Genomic DNA, 16,957 nt, shown 5'->3' with positions numbered 1-16,957 from the left:
GAGTGGGCGAGGGGACATCATGAGACAGACGGACGGAAAGAAAACTTCGAAGCCGGCGCGGTCCATTCAGGAGAATCTCCTGTTCTGCTGGGTCTTTGAGCAGGAGGATGTCTTTCGAGAGATCATCGAAGCCGCGTGGTCTATCAAGGTGCAGGACCTTGAAGTGGTGGTTCAAGAGAAGGTTTACAAGACCCCCGATGGAACCAAGGGCATTCGAATGGATGTTTGGGGCCGCGGCAAGGCTGTTCAGTGGGACGTCGAGATGCAGCGGAAAGAGCTCGTCGACTTCGATGCTCGTCTGGGCTTCTATCACACGCGCATGCAGGGCGGCGCCATCGATGCCGGCGAGGAGTATTCGGAGCTTGGGGACACGTACGTCTTGGTGTTCTGCGATTTCGACCCGTACGGCTTTGGTGACCCCGTCTACAACTGGCTCACGGTCTTGGACAACCATCGCGACTACTCCATCGATGACCGTCGACACACCATGCTCGTGAACATGAAGGCCTGGCGCCAGATGCCGGAGGGCCAGATTCGAGAGTTCGCACAATACGCCGAAGAGGACGAGGTGACCGGCCAGCTCTCCAGTAAGATTGATAGCTACGTGCAGCGATTCCGTAAGCACCCGACGGAGCGCATGGCAGAGGAGGCCGTCATGTTGGCATCGAGTTTCCAGTTCATGCTGGACGAGGAGCGCGAGGCGAGCCGGGCCGAGGGCGAGGCCTGTGGGCGCGACGAGATGGCCGCCGTCGCGAAGGCGCTGCTGCGCGCGGAGCGCTTCGAGGACCTGCGCGCGCTGAGCGAGCTGCAGGGGCGCGAGCTCGGGGACGCCGTCTCGCGGTACGCCGAGGAGCTGGGGCTGCGGGGCTGAGTTCGGGGACGCGGCCCCGCCGGGCCCGGTTCTGGTTGTCCGTCCAGGAGCCGACGCCACGCTGGCATGATCTGGACACCGGGCGTGGGCGCAGGGGTCTCGGCGGTCTCTGCGCCAGCCACCAGCGCTCCAGGCGCCGTGTCGAACTGCGTCATGGCAGCCTGGAGTGCCCGGACTTCTCGCGCCAGGGTCTTCTCGTTGCTTACGCCCCAAGAGACCTGAACCAGACTCAGCGGAGTCCCGGTCGCCGCGTCGCCGGTCGCAAAGTCGATCTTATAGCTGTCACTTGTGCGCAAAGGAGCGATGCTGCCGCGCCGGAGACCGATTGCCCGGCGAGGTAGCTCTAGGTACACGGCGTTCTTGAGCCGCTGGCCCGAGGCGCTGGTGGAAGCTCTGGCGTTCGCCGGCGTGATTCGCGGGTCCACCGCATGGATTTTGGGGGCGCGCCGCCCGACTCCGATAGGGCGCGCGCGAACTCTCTTGCGGCAAACAGCGGGCAGGCCTCCTGAAGGTCGTAGAACGCCTCGCCGAGGTAGCTCCGACCGGTTTTGAGGCTGCGGAGCGAAGGCCGTTCTCGATCCGCCGCAACGACAGTTGGCGCCCGCTGAGGCTGAGCGGGCGCTTCATGAGGGCCAGCGCCACCTGAGGTCGTGCGAGGTCGCGACGCTCCACGACGTTGCGAAGCACCACCTGCTGGGTCTAGGACTGCTCAGTCGGCGCAAGTAGAGAACAGTAGTTCTGTTCACTTTCTGTGAAGTCCCTTCATTAACCGAACATCCGACCGTATATAGAGCACAATTGTTCGCAACAGCAAGGGACAAGACGGAGGAGGGCGCCGTGCAAAGTTGGAACGAGAGGCAGTGGGAGAGCATCGGCATTCGCAACCACCATATGTTCAACACCGTGATGCGGAACGAGGTCGTGGCTCGCGCCGTGCTATCGGCCATTGAGGGCTATGACGTGGGCCCGACGGAGGACGCTGTGGGTGAGTTCGAGATTAACGAACCGGGGCCTTCTCGGGGTGTGCGCCTAGACACCCGACTGCGTCTGACGAGTGGGACCGTGTACGACGTCGAGCTTCAAAGAACAGACGACGGCGACCTGTCCGAGCGCACGACCCTGTACTCCGCTCGCATAGTGGTGAGCCTGCTGCATGAAGGGCAGAAGTTCTACGAGCTTCCAGGGGTCAACGTGGTGTGGATCTGCACCTTCGACCCGTTCAAGCTGGGGAGGGCGTCCTACACCTTCCGGCAGCGGTGTGACGAGGAGCCGGAGCTTGTGCTGAGCGAGCAGTACACGACCCGGTTCCTGTGCGCGAACAACGCGGAGCGGGCTGACTCCGAGGCGCTGCGTGACCTGCTCGCGTACATCGCCAGCGACCGTGCGGAGGGAGAGCTGTCCCGTATCATCGAAGAAGAAGTCGTGCGAGTGCGCGACGACGTGCGCTGGAGGGAGGATCACATGAGCTGGGAGTCAGCCATTGCCGACGAGCGTTTCGAGGCGCGCGAAGAGGGCCGCGAAGAAGGCCAGGCGCAGATGGCAGCAGTGACGCGAGCTTTGCTCGCGGCGCAGCGTTTTGAAGACCTACAGATGCTCAGCCAGCTACGGGGACGCGAGCTTGCGGACGCTGTCACGCGGTACGCCGAAGAACTCGGAGCACAACAGGGTTAGCAGCGGATGCGGCTCGCGCTCCGGTTTCCTGGGAGCACCTGCGCTGGAGCGACTTCATGGAGCAGGCCCTAGCCGAAGACCCCTGATTCCGCGACCTCGGTCTCAGTCGAACTCTGCCACGTATCGCTCGTACACGGCGCTGTTGTCGATGACCCACGGGTCTGCGGGCTGTGTGCCATCCGCTGCAGTGCCACCGCGAACTGGCAGCGAGCCCTTGTCAAGGTCGCCAGGGACGGGCACCACCAGGCGCTTGTCCTTGGAGACCAGCGCGCCAGGGTTGCCGCTGTCATCGAGGCGGTACCAGCCGCGGAAGCGATGGCCGGGCTGCTCGTAGGCACGCAGGTAGGCATGGTCGCCGGGCTGCAGGTTGTGGGAGCTGGTGACGTCGCCGCCGGCGGTGCGCGCCGGGACGGGCTCTGCCTCCACGCTCACTGTCTGTGGGAAGGCGCCCGTCTCGGCGTACGCGGCATAGGCAGCTTGGACGCGCTCATCGGGGAGAAGAGCGATGAGGTCGGCTCCGTCGAGCACAAGGCGCTCGTCCTGAGCCAGTCCAGGCTTGGTGAACGCCGTCTGTGCGTACACGGGGCCACCGGGATGCTGGGCGGCGACCGTGCCCTCGAGCTTCTCGAGGGGCTTGCGGGCCTTCAGCACGAGCAGGTAGTGACCTCCGACCGGGAGCCACACGCTGGTCTTGTGCGTGCGGTCGTCGTGGTGCACGGAGACGCAGTTGGGCGTGTCCCATAGGTCGGTGTTCACCTTGCCGCGGGTGACCTGGGAGACGATGCGCCCTTCCGGCACGCGGGGTTGGAGGCTCACACCCTCGGTGTTCACGACACCGTCGTTGTAGGTGTCCGTGGGCATCGGGGCATCCGAGCAGATAACGTCCACGTCCACGGGGCCATAGAGCTCGACGCGGCGCGTGTCCGGCAGCGTGCAGCCGGTGACGTCCAGCTGGAGGTTCTGCAGGGTCTGGAGTCGCGCGAGGTAATGCTGCTCGTTGTGGGCGATGGGAGAAAGGGGCTCGAGGACCTCGTCCTCCATGAAGTAGGTGAGGGCGTGCATGTAGGCGCCGTCGGCGAGCCGCACGAGCTTCGTCGCATCCTTGATAAGCGTGAGGCCCTTCACGCCGGCCACGGTGCAGAAGGTGTCGAAGAAGTCGGAGAAGGGCCGCCATTCCCCGGCGCTCTTGTGGGGGAGCCGGTACATCTCCTTGACGTCCGCGACGCAGTCGGCGGAGTCGCGGTCGAAGGTGTCGGGCCCCGCGATGCCGTGCACGGTGTTCGCGCGGGCGCCGCCCAGCACATGGAAGAGCTTGTCGGAGCCAGGCTTGGCTTCGTTGAATAGTCGGTAGCTGGTCGCGAGGGAGGGGAGGTACACGTCGCTGCCATAGCGGCGAAAGCCCCACGAGAAGAGGGGCACGAGGCCGATGAAGTCCTCCGGGTCGTTCACGTTGAAGATGTTGGCGTAGGCCGGTCCGTTGGCGTCCGTGTCCATCGTGGTCATGGAGCAGGCGATGCAGTAGCTGTACACGTGGTCGGCAGTGAAGGCGTAGTCGCTGCTGAAGCCCATCTCGTTGAGGTCCATGCCGAGAAGGTTGGCCACCGGCGCGCCGCGGCTGTGGCCGAGGTTCCAGATGCGGGTGCTCTGGTCGTCCAGATGGTGCTCTGTCAGGTAGCGCTTGAAGCTCTCGAGGCACTCCAGCTCGCTGGCGCGGAACCCGTGGTGCCAGCGCATCGTGAAGTCGTCGCCGTTCGGTTGGCACACGTCGGCGTTGCTGCGCCACTCGATGGTGTGACTGGTGCCGCGGACCACGAGCGCCACGAGCTGGCAGGGTCTCCCGTTCTCGTCGGCGATGGTCTGGTGCGCGAACGCATAGGCAACGAGGTTGCAGGTCTTGTCGAAGTCGCTGTCGTCCTCGGCGTTGCGGTGGTGGAAGCTCGTGATGTCGATGTCCTGGAAGCCCAGGTTCTGGAGCGAGCTGACGATGTAGCGGTAGCCGTTGCTCGGCAGGTTGCCGTAGGTGCAGCTGGCGATGCCCATGGACGCGGTGGCGAGATAGGGGTTGTAGCGGTCGTTCTCGAGCGTGAACCACATCGGGTCGAAGCCGAGCGTGGTCGAGAAGGGCTTGTAGCCGCTCTTGGCCTCGTGCTCCTCATGCTCGTCGTCGCTGCCGTAGTTGATCTGACACTCGCGAAGGGTGGGGCTTCTTTCGAGCCGATCGAACGGGATGGGGGTTTTGAAGCGCATGACGACTCCTGGAGCGGGACGAACGATGTCTGAGAGAGGTCTCTACCCATAAGAAAGAGGCCCCGAGAAAACCCGGGGCCCCTGGGACACGCGTGCACCTTGACAATCGCAGAGCGCTATCTGAAGGACTTGATCCAGTTCAGGAGCGAGTCGTGGTAGACGTTGTTCTCCACGTCCTTGCGCATCTGCGGGGTCACGGGGCCGTTGGCCGCCAGGTGCGCGAGGACGCCGGCCTGCAGCTCCTGGACGGTCCACTCCTCGAGCGGCTTGTCCTCGGGGATTTCGTCCGGAATGCCGATGGCCTCGCAGGCCTCGTCGAGCACCTCGGCGGCGTCGCCCTCGAGCGTCACGCCGGCAGACTGCGCCTCCGGGGTCGTCTCGGGCTCGAACGCCGGCACGTCGGGGACCTCCGGCACTTCGGTTCCCTCTGGCACCAGCACGTCGCCGGAGCAGGCGTCCAGCTCGATGGTGACGCGCCCGTCCTCGGCCGGGTACGCGGTCCCGGTGAGCGCGCCCACGTACCCGTCCGCGTCCAGGGCGTCGACGGTCACGGACGCCGGGCCCTCGTCGTTGTTCACGGCCACGATCACGGAGCTGCCGTTCAAGGTGCGCGCGAACGCGTACTGGCGGTTGGTGAGCGCGAGCTCCTGATACTCCCCGTAGGAGAGCTCCGGGCGCGCCTCGCGGACGGCCCCGAGCGCCGTCACCAGCGCCTCGAGCGGTTGGCGCTGCTCCTCCAGCTCCTCCAGGTCGAGCGCCGGGCGCAGCATGTCGTCGGCATGGGCGGTGCGCTTGCCCGGGACGGCGAACTCGCTGCCGTAGTAGATGCTCGGGACGCCCGGCAGCGTGTAGAGCAGCACGTGCACGGGCGCCAGGTGCGCCGGCTGGTCGAGTTTGCTGGCGATGCGGTCCACGTCGTGGTTGTCCACGAAGTTGTAGAGCTTGAGGCCGTCCACATGGCCGCCGCCCATGTCGAGGTTGCGCTTCACGGTGTGCGCGATCTCGAAGTAGTTGTGGTCGTTGTGGCCGGAGTAGAGTCCCTTGTGGAGCGAGTAGTCCGTGACCGCGTGGAGCGTGTCGCCGTTGACCCAGCGGCTGTAGTCGCCGTGGATCACCTCGCCCATGAGCCAGAAGTCCGGCTTCACGGTGTTGGCCAGGTGCCGGAGCGCGTGCATGCATTCGAAGTCCAGCACGTCGGCGGCGTCCAGGCGCAGGCCGTCGATGTCGAACTCGTCCACCCAGCCTTGCACGGCGTTCGTCAGGTGCTCGCGCACCGCCGGGTTCTTTTGGTTGAGCTTGACCAACGCGTCGACGCCGCCCCAGTTGTCGTAGCAGAGGCCGTCGTTGTAGCTGTTGTTGCCGCAGAAGTTCACGTTGCAGAACCAGTCGCGGTAGGGGCTGTTCTCGCGCTTCTCGAGCAGGTCCTGGAACGCGAAGAAGTCGCGCCCCACATGGTTGAAGACGCCGTCGAGGATCACGTGGATCCCGCGGTCGTGGGCCTCCTGGACAAGGGTCGCGAGGTCCTCGTTGGTGCCGAGTCGCGCGTCGACCGTGGAGTAGTCCACCGTGTCGTACCCGTGGGTCATCGACTCAAAGAGTGGCCCGATGTACAGGGCGTTCGCGTTGATGTCCCGCATGTGGTCGAGCCAGGGGATCAGGTCGAGCAGCCGGTGTTCGGGCTCGCCGTGCTCGTTGACCTTGGGCGCGCCCGTGAGCCCCAGCGGATAGATGTGGTAGAAGACCGCCTCGTCGTACCAGGCCATGGAACCTCCTAGGATGGGTCGTGCGTAGCGGGAAATATGCGCCGCCTATACTTGCAGAAGGCTTCCCATTTCAGGCCAACAAGAAGCCTGAAAGCGCGGGAGTGCATCGAATGTTATCGGTTGGACTCGTGGACTGCGGCCGGACGGAGAGATGTGAGGGTTTGTTCTGACCTTTCCTTTACCGGGATCCGCCCACAGGTGATTGACCAGATCCGAGGGCTGGCCCAGAAGCACGGGGGTGGAGCTCGTGGTGCTCTATGGCTCACGGGCGCGAGGCGACCAAGGGGAGCGGAGCGACATCGATCTGGCCTATCGAGGGGGCGACGGCGCGCGGTTCGCGCTCGACGTGGACGAGGAGACATCGACGCTCTTGATGTGCGACACCGTGGACCTGGCCCGACCCAACAACCCGGGCTTTCTGGCCGAGATTGAGCGAGACGGGGTGATCCTCTATGAGAAAGGTCGAGAACTTCGCGAGGGCCGTGGATAACCTACGCACCGTCGAGAGCCTCGGAGCTCCGTACACCCCGCTGCAGCTGGCCGGCATCGCCAACCTGTTCGAGATCGCGTTCGAGCTGTCGTGGAAGGCGATGAAGGAAACGCTGAGCCGCTACGGCTATGACACGGCCAAGCGCATGGGGTCGCCGCAGGGCGTCATCCAAATCGCGTATCAGGTGGGGATGGTCGACGACGAGGTCGGCTGGGTTCAGATGCTCGAGGACCGCAGCACACTGTCGCACGTCTATGACGAGAACATTGCCCTGGACGTGGTCGAGCGCGCACGGACCCAGCACCTGAGGCTCTTCGAAGTGCTGGCTGGAGAGCTGGCCGAGAACTGGCCCTTGGATCTTCCCGGTGAGGTGGGCTGACAATGGGCGTTCGCTCCCGTTTCCTTAAGACTGCTGGCGCCGTGGCCGTCGGGGCTACTGCGGCAGCGGTTTCCGCGTTCGCCGTGACTCGCGTGGCCGGCGCTCGTCCCCGCTTGTACTGCACGAAGTTCGGTACGGCCAGGGTGTTCTCGACGACGTCGCCAGACGAGGGGCGCAGGCCGATCCGCGTGCTGTCGCTCGGCGGCGGCTGGCAGACGGTGATGTACGAGGACGCGCCCGACGAGCCGGCGGCCGCCTACGCGCGGGCGTTCGACCTGGTGCTGGATCCCGCCGTCGCCCCGCAGCCGGGGCGCGTGCTGGTGATTGGCGGTGCGGGCTGTGCCTGGCCGCGGCATGCGGTGGCGGTGAATCCGGACGTGGCGGTGCTCGTCTCTGAGATTGACCCGGCGATGGTGGACATCGCGCTGCGCGAGTTCCGGCTGGGGCGCTCGATCACGGAGGCCGGCGAGCTGCCGGACGGAACGCCCCGCCTGGAGGTGCGCGCGCAGGAGGGCATGGACCTGCTGCGGGAGCTGACACGGGACCGCGCGACGCGAGGGGCGGACGCCGTCCCGCGCTTCACGGCGATCGTCGACGACGCCTTCGTGGGCCGCACGGCAGACGACGCGCTCACATCTCCAGACGGCCTTGCGCTCGTGCAGGTGAACCTCACGATGTACGGGGTGTTCGTGGTGAACGTCTCGGTGCCCAAGGAGGATCCGTCGGCCCTCTTGGCCTGTCGCAGGCGCCTGCTGACGGTGTTTCCCTACGTCGCTGTGGTGCCGGCCATCGACGACGCGCTGGCCGAGGAGGAGAACTACCTGCTCGTGGCGTCGTGGATTCCCAAGGAGGTCCCGGGCGCGGTCGAGGTGTGAGGCGTCGGTGGGTACTATTAGAGCTATTAATCAACTCTAAGGAGGCCGTCATGCCTGTCGCAGTCACGAGAGTCACGACAACAGGCCAGATCGGCCTACCCAAGCAGTTTCGAGAGATTCTTGGGGTCAAACCTCACGATCAGGTTGCTCTTCTCAGCGACGGAGAGCGCGTGGAACTGGTGCCTGTGCACGAGCCGACCTTGCAGCTTGGCACGCGAGAGGAGTTTCTTGCTCGCGTGGCCGGTGCAGAAGAGGACTATCGAGAGCATCGCTGCGTCGACGCGATGGACCATGTGCGCGAGTTGAGAGCGAAGTATGGTCTGTAGGGTGGTCGAAGGCCAGGGCTTTGCTGAACGTTTCGCGCTCGCATTGGCTCAGCGGGAGAGTGCGGCGGGAATTACGAGCGTGGCCAAGCTGCTCGACGACTATGAAACGCTGGTGCGCGACCTTGCCGCCTTCCCCGAGATGGGGGCGCCGGTGGACCTGGGCGATGGTTCCATCGGTCTTCGATGGCTACCGTTGCAAAACTTGATTGTGGTTCATGAGAGGCGGGGCTCCGACGTCCTGCTGGCCGACCTGTTCTTTGCGGGCGAGGACTGGACGGAGACGTTGCGTGGCAGGCCCGCCGACTAGCCGCGCGGCCCCTTACAGACACGTCACCGAGCCGTAAGCCGCGCCCGGGGCACCCTCCCGGCGGGCGGGCCACCATGGATCCACCCGTCCAAGGAGGTCTCGTTCCCATGTATCTCAAGCTCGCGCTCGGCAACGTGCGGCGCAGCGTCAAGGACTACTCGGTGTTCTTTGCCACCCTCGCCTTCGCCGCCTGTCTGCTCTACTCGTTCTCGTCGGCAGGGGACTATCTGTGGGCCATGGACCTCAGCGGCGAGCAGCGCGGCCTGGCCGAGTCTCAGCAGCTCAACACGGTCATGAGCGCCTTCTCGGTGTTCGTGGTGGTGGTTTTTGCGTTTCTGATGTCCTATGGCTTTCGGTTCATCGTGCGACGGCGCACACGTGAGTTCGCTCTCTACGGGCTGCTCGGCATGGACGGGCGTGGCGTGTCGGCCATCTTGTGCCTGGAAGGAGCCCTCGTGGGCGTGGCGGCTTGGGCCGTGGGGGTGGCCGTGGGCGTGCTGGCGTCCCCCGCGTTCATGCTCCTTGAGGCGTGGGTGTTCGGGGTGGGCTGGCGCCCGGCCGTCATCTTCTCCCCGGATGCGTTTCGCTGGACCCTCCTGTGCTTTGCCGCGCTCGTGGCGACGGCGTGCGCGGCGTCGGGACGCCAAGTGGCCCGTGCACCCTTGGCGACGCTGTTCGTTGCCGACAAGAAGCCCGAGCGTCTGCTTGCCATGGGAAAGCCCAGGCTCGCCTGGGCGCAGCTGGCGCTTGGCGTCGTCCTCGTGGGTGCGGTGTGGGCTGCAGTTCTTCTCCAGCCGGCCCTTTTCCTCGTGCTCCTCGTCCCCTTTGGCGCCATGGCGCTGGTGGGAACGTGGCTCGTGGCGCGGTTCTTGGCGTGGGCTGTGCCCCGTGCGCTTCAGCGTCGCCCTCAGCGCTACCTGCGCGGCCTCACGTGCTTCACCGTGCGCCAGACGCAGGCCACGGCGTCCAGCTCCTCGATGGCCATGGCCGTGGTTTGCGTGTTGATCGCGTGCGCGGTGTGCATGGTCGCTGCAGGCCTCGCTTTCACGGTGGGTGTGCGCGGCAGCGGGTCGCCAGTGTCCGCGGAGCTGGCGGACTCCCTTGCCCCGGTGGGGTTCATCGGGCTGCTCTACGGGCTGTCGTTCCTGCTTGCGGCCATGGCGGTGCTTGCCCTCCAGCAGCTCGCCGAGGCGGCGGACGGCACGCGGCGCTACCGGGTGCTGGCCGACCTCGGGGCTAGTCGCTCCCTGGCCGCCGGCTCACTGAGGACCCAGGTGGCGCTGTACTTTGGCGTGCCGCTGGCGGGAGCCCTGCTCCACGACGTGGTGGGTCTGACCATCGTGGCCGTGCTGGCCGAGGGCATCGGTGCCGTGTTCGGAACCATCGTGGCGGCGACCGTGGGGGTCACTGTGGCCGTCATGGTGTTCTATTACGTGGTCACGTGCCGGGGGTGCGCTCGCATCGTGCTCGCGCCGTGGGGGCGGCCGACGGGGGCGAGGACGTCCGAAGGCCGCAGGTAGCGCGCCTTCGGGGCGGCTCTGGTAGGCTGGTGGCCGATTCCTGTAGCCAGAACCCGAGCAAGGAGCCTCATGGCTGAGTTCGTGTACCAGATGTACGAGGCCCGCAAGACTGCGGGCGACAAGGTGATCCTGGACGACGTGTCCCTCTCGTTCTTTCCCGGCGCGAAGATCGGCGTGGTGGGCCCCAACGGCATGGGCAAGTCCACGCTGCTCAAGGTCATGGCCGGCATCGAGGACGTCTCCAATGGCGAGGCACGGCTCACGCCCGGCTACACGGTGGGCATCCTCGAGCAGGAGCCCCAGCTGGACGACGACAAGACCGTGATCGAGAACATCCGCATGGCCTTTGGCGACCTGCTGGCGAAGATCGACCGCTTCAACCAGATCGGCCTCGAGATGGCCGAGCCGGACGCGGACTTCGACGCGCTCATGGCCGAGATGGGCAGGCTGCAGGACCAGATCGACGCCGCCAACGGCTGGGACCTGGACAGCCAGCTCTCCCAGGCCATGGACGCGCTCCAGTGCCCGGACCCGGACACGCCGGTCTCGGTGCTCTCCGGTGGCGAGCGGCGTCGTGTGGCCCTCTGCCGCCTGCTGCTCGAGGCACCCGACCTGCTGCTCCTCGACGAGCCCACCAACCACCTGGACGCCGAGTCGGTGCTTTGGCTCGAGCAGTTCCTCAAGAGCTACCCGGGCGCCGTGCTCGCCGTCACGCACGACCGCTACTTCCTCGACCACGTGGCCGAGTGGATCTGTGAGGTGGACCGCGGCCAGCTCTTCCCCTACAAGGGCAACTACAGCACCTATCTCGAGACCAAGGCCGCCCGCATCGCGGCGCAGAACCAGCAGTCCGCCAAGCTCGCCAAGCGCATGAAGGCGGAGCTGGAGTGGGTGCGCTCGAGCCCGTCGGCGCGCCAGGCCAAGAACAAGGCCCGTCTCGACCGCTATGACCAGATGGAGGCCGAGGCCCGCAGCCACAAGGACGTCGACTTCACCGACATCCACATCCCGGTGGGCCCGCGCCTGGGCGCGAACGTCCTCGAGGTCTCGCACCTCAGCAAAGGCTTTGGCGACCGCGTGCTGATCGACGACCTCTCCTTCACGCTGCCGCGGAACGGCATCGTGGGCGTCATCGGCCCCAACGGCGTGGGCAAGACCACGCTGTTCAAGACCATCGTGGGCCTGGAGGAGCCCGACGCCGGCGAGGTCAAGCTCGGCGAGACGGTCAAGCTCTCCTACGTGGACCAGAACCGCGCCGGCATCGACGGCGAGAAGCGCGTGTGGGAGGTCGTCTCCGACGGCAACGACTTCATGCAGGTGGGCGAGACCGAGGTGCCGAGCCGCGCCTACGTGGCGGCGTTCGGCTTCAAGGGCTCCGACCAGCAGAAGCCGGCCGGCGTGCTCTCCGGCGGCGAGCGGAACCGCCTGAACCTGGCGCTGACGCTCAAGCAGGGCGGCAACCTGCTGCTTCTGGACGAGCCCACCAACGACCTCGACGTCGAGACGCTCTCCAGCCTCGAGGCCGCGCTGCTCGAGTTCCCCGGCTGCTCCGTGGTCATCAGCCACGACCGCATGTTCCTGGACCGTGTGGCCACGCACATCCTGGCCTGGGAGGGCGACGACGAGAACCCCGGCCGCTGGCACTGGTTCGAGGGCAACTTCGAGAGCTACCAGAAGGACCGCGAGAAGCGCCTGGGGCCGGAGGCCTCGAAGCCGCACCGTCTGCACCGCAAGCTGACAAGGGACTGATGCTGGACGCTTCGGAGAGAGCCGTTTGTCCACGGTTGGACATTTGGCTCTGACGCAAGCGTCCGCGAGGAGGGCCGATGAGGCTTGTGCCGATGAAGCAGGGGGTGGCGAGCGCGCTCGCGCTGTGCGGCAAGGGTGCGCGCGGCGGTCTTGAGCTGCGGACCTTCAAGAAGGACCGGGGCGTGCGCATCGTGGCGGCCGATGGGGCGGTGCGCCTCTCGGAGGACGGGTTCGTCACCGAGTCCCGTGAGCTGCCCTCTGGGTCGGAGGCCAAGCGGGCCGTGCGGGCGGCCGTGGCCCGGGAGTTCCCGCGCTCGAACAAGCTCTACGTACAGGAGGTGTCATGAGCGACCTGAAGGACAAAGTGGGAGCGAGCGTCACGCTCATCGTGCTCGTGGTGATTGGGATCGCGGCCCTCTGCCTGGTGCTGCGGTTTGCCGGCTGGATGCTCGGGATGTTCTTTGGCGGTGTGTTCCGGCTGCTGATCGTGGCCGGCGTGGTGTGGCTGGGCTACCAGATCTATCTGCGCCTGAAGCCGGGCCGCTGAGTCACCTGGGGTGCCACGCACCCCAGGCGGAAACCTCCCGAGATGCGTGGCACCTCAGGTGGTTGCGGTGGTTATGAGAAGACCTCCCAGGGTGCGTGGCACCTCGGGAGGTCTTTTGCGCGGGCGGCTGAACCGCTCGATGTGGCGGCTACTCCGCCATCTGCTGGGTCACGCTGTCCACCAGCGCCTGGGCCGTGGTGCGGCTGGCCGGGTTCATCATCCCGCCGCGGAGGGTCGTCGCGCCGGGCGCGTTGCCGGCGATGTTGCCCTGTGCCTGGCCGAGCGGGCTGCCACCGGACGTGGCGAACGGCACCACGGTCTTGCCATTGAGGTCGAGGGCGTCCAAGAACGTGTCGACGATGGGCGCCTCCTTGTACCACCAGATGGGGAAGCCCACGTAGATGACGTCGTAGCCGCTGACGTCCGGCACCGGCTGTCCCAGCGCCGGGCGGCATGCGGGGTCGCTGCACTCGACGGTCGAGCGGGACGCCTTGTTGTTCCAGTCCAGGTCCGCCTTGCTGTAGGGCTGGGCGGGGAGGATCTCGTACAGGTCCGCGCCTGCGGCCTTGGCCAGCAGCTCGGCGGCCGTCTCTGTGGTGCCCGTGGCGCTGAAGTACGCCACCAACGTGTGACTCATCATGCCTCCTTGGGGTGGGCGCTTTTCGCCGTACCGGGAGTGTAGACCGTTGTGGAAAAGGGGACGAAGCACTTTTGCACGTCGTTGCAGTGCTGATGATCTGCTACTCCAGCGCGCCGTACTGCTCGTCCGCCACGGCCTCCAGCCAGGTGGTGCCACAGCCCTCGCCCGGGGCCTCGAACGCGATGTGGCTCATCCAGCTGTCGCCCGCCGCGCCGTGCCAGTGCTTGACGCCGGCCGGGATGTACACGACGGTCCCGGGCGTGAGCTCCTGCGCCGGCTCGCCCCACTCCTGGTACCAGCCGCGGCCGTCGGTCACGAGCAGAATCTGACCGCCGCCGGACGTGGCCTCGTGCACGTGCCAGTGGTTGCGACAGCCTGGTTCGAAGGTGACGTTGGCGATGGACTGCGTCTGGGACGGGTCCGTGAGCGGGTTGAGCCACGAGCGGCCGTCGAAGTACTGCGCGAAGGCGTCGTTGGGCTGCCCGAGGCCGAACAGGCCGCCGTGGGCCTCCGGGCCGTCCTGCTCGTCCCCGTACACCTTCACGGCCTCGCGGAACGCGGCCCAGGCGTTGGGCCAGCCGGCGTAAAAGGCCACATGGGTGAGCGCGGCGGCCATCTCCTGCGCGGTGACGCCGTTGGCCTTGGCCGTGGCGAGGTGGTAGGTGAACGAGGAGTCGACGAGGCCCTTGGCCACGAGCGTGGTGATCGTGAGCAGCGAGCGGGTCTTGAGGGGGAGCGTGTCGTCGCTCCACACCTCGCCAAAGAGCACATCGTCGTTGTACGCGGCGAACGCAGGGGCGAAGTCGCCGAGGGAGTCTCGGCCGGCGGTCTGGACAATCTTGGGCATGTCGTTTCCTCTCTTATGAGCCAAACCCGACGGGTGATGACTCATCGGGACTGGCTCCATTGTGCTGCGAGGGCGCGCCCAATCACAGTGCCGGTTTCGCACGCTGCTATGCTGTCCATGCATACCGAGAGGATCGCCCATGACCTTTGACCAGCTGGAACAGCTTGTGGCCGTGGCGGAGCTGGGCACGGTGTCGGCGGCGGCCGAGCGCCTGCACATCTCCCAACCGGCCCTCTCGCGGTCGTTGCGGAGGCTCGAGCGGGAGCTGGGAGGCCCGCTCTTCATCCATGGCAAGAACCGGCTGGAACTCAACGACACGGGCCGCGTCGCGGTGGCGCAGACCCGTGCCACGCTGGCCGCGCAGCAGGAGCTTCGGCGCGCGGTCCGCGCGCATCTCGAGAGCCTCAAGACCATCGTCGTGGGCTCCGCCGGGCCGGCCCCGCTCTGGACGCTGCTACCGACCCTTGGCGGCCTCTATCCGGGCATGACCATCACGTCCCGCAACGAGGACGTGCCCGAGCTTGAGGCCGGCCTCAAGGACGGCACCTACCAGCTCATCGTGCTGCCCCGCCCGTCCGAGAACCCCGATGCGCTCTCGTTCCCCTACGTCCGCGAGCGCCTGTGCTTCTCGGTGCCGCCAGGACATCCGCTCGCGACGCGCGCGGGCGTGCGCTTCTCGGACCTCGACGGCGCCGACGTCCTGGTGCTGCCCAACCTCGGCCATTGGCAGCGGGTTCACGACGAGGGCATGCCGCGCGCGCACTTCATCGTCTCGCGCAGCCAAGAGGACCACGACGCCGTGGCGCAGAGCTCGGCGCTTCCCATCTTCACGACGGACCTCTCGCGCCGGTTCCGCGGCGACGGCGCGGCGGCCGGGCGCGTGCACGTGCCGATTCTGGACGAGGAGGCCCACCCGCTCTTTCATGTGGCGCTGCGCCGGGAAGACGCTGAGCGCTTCTCGGGTCTGGTTCGCGAGCTGGAGAAGGGCCAGCTCCTCGACGAGAGGGACCGGCCCCGGTGACCGACCGTGGACAAATGGCTTTGACCGAAGCGTCCAGGCGCGGACGCTTGCGTCAAAGCGATTTGTCCGCGCCGTTCCGCGCCCGCCGGCCCGCGCCCGCTAGCTCGCGTAGTCCACGTCGATGGCGATCTTGAACGTGTGGCCGGGGTGCTTCTCGGCCAGCTCCTTCTCCAGCTCGTCGCGCCAGGGCCCCGGGTCCTTCACGTCGAAGGACCGCACCACGTCGAAGCGCACCTCGCCGGTGTCCGGGTCCACAAAGAAGGCGTGCATCGAGGTCGCGCCCGGGTACGTCGCGACCTGGTCGCGCACGGACTTGAACAGCTGCTGGTACTCGGGGTCCTTGGAGACGATCCCGTACACGCCGCAGGTCAGAAGGATGTGGTGCTCGCGGTACACCTGCGCGGTGATCTGGCGCGACAGCATGTCGATCTGCGCGGCGGTGGTGTCGGCCTCGAGCGCCAGGTGCACAGATCCGATCATCTCGTTGGGGCCGTAGGCGTCGAGGTACAGGTCGTGCACGCCGAGGACGCCCGGGAAGGCCGCGATCTCGGTCTTCAGCTCCTTGGCGAGGCGCGGGTCGATGCGCTCGCCGAGGATCTCGTTCACCACGTCGCTCATCATGTCCCAGCCGGCCTTGGCCACCACGAGCGAGATGAACGCCGACACCCAGCCGTCGATGGACACGTGCCAAAAGACCGCGGTCGCGATGGCGAGCAGCGTGGTCGCGGACACCACGGCATCAAAGTAGGAATCGACGCCCGAGGCCACGAGCGCGTCGGAGTCCGTCTCCTTGCCCTGCTTCTTGGTCCAGATGCCGAGCCAGAGCTTCACGGCGATGGCGATCACGATGACCACCACGGCGACCCACGAGTAGTCGGAGATCACCGGGTGGAGGATCTTCTCGATGGAGTCGCGGAACGACACGATGCCCGTGGCCAGCACGATCACGGCCACGGCCAGCGCGGACAGGTACTCCACGCGCCCGTAGCCCATCGGGTGCTCCCGGTCGGCCGGGCGCGCGCCGAGCTTGACGCCCACGATGGTGATGATCGAGGCGCCGGCGTCGGCCAGGTTGTTGACGCCGTCCAAGATGATGGCGAGCGAGTTGGCGACAAGCCCGATCAGCAGCTTGGCGGAGGAGAGCAGCACGTTGGCGACGATGCCCACGAGGCCCGCGCGCACCACCTGCTTGTTGCGGGCCTCCATCTGCTGTTGGGCGTCCGGCTGCTGGGCGCCCACGGGCTGCTGACCCGCCGGGGACTGCTGGGCGTTGGGGGTCTTACGCGGATGTGTTGTGGCCGGGGCGGTCTGCGTGGCCATGGTGCTGGTTCCTCCTGTAGAAAAAGCGCCCCAATCGCAGGCGACAGGAGCGCAGGTCAATCGATATGGCTGGGCGCGTTACTCCTCGCCGGTCACGCTCTCCTTGACCTCGGCGTACTGGTGGCCGTTCTCGTCGGTGCCGACGGTGATGTTCTCGGTCACCCGCTCGTCCTCGGCGCCCTCGATGGCCTCGGCGACGGTCTGCTCGGGGTAGTTGCCCTCGATGTCGCAGTTGGGCTTGATGGAGACGTCCATCCTGTGGGTCTCGTCCTCGAGCTTGCCCTCGGCGATGACGTCGTCGATCAGGGTCTGCTCAGCCTGCTTGGAATCAATCTCGGCCATGGCGTGTCCTTTCATGGTGCGGCGCTTACGGCCGCTGTTCCT

General features: G+C 66.5%; 18 protein-coding genes. 12 read left to right on the top strand and 6 right to left on the bottom strand.

Features of this window, described 5'->3' with window-relative positions:
* Positions 1 to 19: 19 nt before the first annotated feature.
* Together QJ043_RS03550 and QJ043_RS03545 are read left to right on the top strand one after the other, a co-directional pair.
* On the top strand, positions 20 to 871 hold the full coding sequence (locus tag QJ043_RS03550; RefSeq protein ID WP_283713892.1) for a PD-(D/E)XK nuclease family transposase: 852 nt from the start codon (positions 20 to 22) through the stop codon (positions 869 to 871).
* An 891-nt stretch (positions 872 to 1,762) separates the two neighbouring features.
* Positions 1,763 to 2,542, top strand: coding sequence for a PD-(D/E)XK nuclease family transposase (locus QJ043_RS03545; protein WP_283722734.1), 780 nt, complete (start codon positions 1,763 to 1,765; stop codon positions 2,540 to 2,542).
* Between the two features lie 102 nt (positions 2,543 to 2,644).
* Here QJ043_RS03545 and QJ043_RS03540 read toward each other — a convergent pair whose 3' ends face one another.
* Together QJ043_RS03540 and QJ043_RS03535 are read right to left on the bottom strand one after the other, a co-directional pair.
* A complete protein-coding gene (locus QJ043_RS03540) occupies positions 2,645 to 4,789 on the bottom strand; it encodes a lipase family protein (RefSeq protein ID WP_283713891.1) in 2,145 nt (714 codons plus the stop codon).
* A gap of 116 nt (positions 4,790 to 4,905) precedes the next feature.
* A complete protein-coding gene (locus QJ043_RS03535; RefSeq protein WP_283713890.1) occupies positions 4,906 to 6,552 on the bottom strand; it encodes an alpha-amylase family glycosyl hydrolase in 1,647 nt (548 codons plus the stop codon).
* Positions 6,553 to 6,790: 238 nt separating this feature from the next.
* Between QJ043_RS03535 and QJ043_RS03530 the strand changes: the two genes are divergently transcribed.
* The 9 genes from QJ043_RS03530 to QJ043_RS03490 all read left to right on the top strand — a co-directional run bounded on the left by QJ043_RS03530 (position 6,791) and on the right by QJ043_RS03490 (position 12,745).
* Positions 6,791 to 7,042 carry a nucleotidyltransferase domain-containing protein gene (locus QJ043_RS03530; RefSeq protein ID WP_283713889.1) on the top strand — a complete coding sequence of 84 codons (252 nt, stop codon included), beginning with the start codon at positions 6,791 to 6,793 and terminating at the stop codon, positions 7,040 to 7,042.
* Positions 7,035 to 7,421 carry an HI0074 family nucleotidyltransferase substrate-binding subunit gene (locus QJ043_RS03525; RefSeq protein ID WP_283713888.1) on the top strand — a complete coding sequence of 129 codons (387 nt, stop codon included), beginning with the start codon at positions 7,035 to 7,037 and terminating at the stop codon, positions 7,419 to 7,421. Before QJ043_RS03530 ends, QJ043_RS03525 begins: the two co-directional genes overlap by 8 nt.
* A gap of 2 nt (positions 7,422 to 7,423) precedes the next feature.
* Positions 7,424 to 8,296, top strand: a complete 873-nt coding sequence (locus QJ043_RS03520) for a spermidine synthase (RefSeq protein ID WP_283713887.1) — start codon at positions 7,424 to 7,426, stop codon at positions 8,294 to 8,296.
* 50 nt (positions 8,297 to 8,346) lie between these two features.
* Positions 8,347 to 8,622, top strand: coding sequence for an AbrB/MazE/SpoVT family DNA-binding domain-containing protein (locus QJ043_RS03515; RefSeq protein WP_283713886.1), 276 nt, complete (start codon positions 8,347 to 8,349; stop codon positions 8,620 to 8,622).
* 79 nt (positions 8,623 to 8,701) lie between these two features.
* Positions 8,702 to 8,929 carry a hypothetical protein gene (locus QJ043_RS03510; protein ID WP_283713885.1) on the top strand — a complete coding sequence of 76 codons (228 nt, stop codon included), beginning with the start codon at positions 8,702 to 8,704 and terminating at the stop codon, positions 8,927 to 8,929.
* Between the two features lie 107 nt (positions 8,930 to 9,036).
* Complete coding sequence (locus tag QJ043_RS03505; RefSeq protein ID WP_283713884.1) at positions 9,037 to 10,449, top strand: FtsX-like permease family protein; 1,413 nt, start codon at positions 9,037 to 9,039, stop codon at positions 10,447 to 10,449.
* Between the two features lie 69 nt (positions 10,450 to 10,518).
* Complete coding sequence (gene ettA, locus QJ043_RS03500) at positions 10,519 to 12,198, top strand: energy-dependent translational throttle protein EttA (RefSeq protein ID WP_283713883.1); 1,680 nt, start codon at positions 10,519 to 10,521, stop codon at positions 12,196 to 12,198.
* A gap of 77 nt (positions 12,199 to 12,275) precedes the next feature.
* Positions 12,276 to 12,545 (top strand): hypothetical protein, encoded by a 270-nt coding sequence (locus QJ043_RS03495; RefSeq protein ID WP_283713882.1) that lies wholly within the window; start codon positions 12,276 to 12,278, stop codon positions 12,543 to 12,545.
* Complete coding sequence (locus QJ043_RS03490) at positions 12,542 to 12,745, top strand: hypothetical protein (RefSeq protein WP_283713881.1); 204 nt, start codon at positions 12,542 to 12,544, stop codon at positions 12,743 to 12,745. The genes QJ043_RS03495 and QJ043_RS03490 overlap by 4 nt, the downstream gene beginning before the upstream one ends.
* 148 nt (positions 12,746 to 12,893) lie before the next feature.
* Here the strand turns inward: QJ043_RS03490 and QJ043_RS03485 are convergent, their stop codons facing one another.
* Entirely contained in the window at positions 12,894 to 13,382 is a 489-nt protein-coding gene (locus QJ043_RS03485; RefSeq protein WP_283713880.1) for a flavodoxin, read from the bottom strand.
* A 103-nt stretch (positions 13,383 to 13,485) separates the two neighbouring features.
* Positions 13,486 to 14,232, bottom strand: a complete 747-nt coding sequence (locus QJ043_RS03480; RefSeq protein WP_283713879.1) for a carboxymuconolactone decarboxylase family protein — start codon at positions 14,230 to 14,232, stop codon at positions 13,486 to 13,488.
* Between the two features lie 139 nt (positions 14,233 to 14,371).
* Here QJ043_RS03480 and QJ043_RS03475 point away from each other — a divergent pair, with 139 nt between their 5' ends.
* On the top strand, positions 14,372 to 15,253 hold the full coding sequence (locus QJ043_RS03475; RefSeq protein WP_283713878.1) for a LysR family transcriptional regulator: 882 nt from the start codon (positions 14,372 to 14,374) through the stop codon (positions 15,251 to 15,253).
* Between the two features lie 99 nt (positions 15,254 to 15,352).
* On the opposite strand, the gene QJ043_RS03470 is transcribed toward QJ043_RS03475, so the two are convergent.
* Positions 15,353 to 16,573 (bottom strand): cation diffusion facilitator family transporter, encoded by a 1,221-nt coding sequence (locus QJ043_RS03470; protein ID WP_283713877.1) that lies wholly within the window; start codon positions 16,571 to 16,573, stop codon positions 15,353 to 15,355.
* Positions 16,574 to 16,651: 78 nt separating this feature from the next.
* Positions 16,652 to 16,915, bottom strand: coding sequence for a hypothetical protein (locus QJ043_RS03465; protein ID WP_283713876.1), 264 nt, complete (start codon positions 16,913 to 16,915; stop codon positions 16,652 to 16,654).
* Positions 16,916 to 16,957 lie beyond the last annotated feature (42 nt).

The sequence above is a fragment of the Kribbibacterium absianum genome (assembly GCF_030067705.1).
Taxonomy (GTDB): domain Bacteria; phylum Actinomycetota; class Coriobacteriia; order Coriobacteriales; family Atopobiaceae; genus Kribbibacterium; species Kribbibacterium absianum.
The sequence above is the reverse complement of the archived record's forward strand: the minus strand, read 5'-3'. Positions and strand labels throughout refer to the sequence as shown.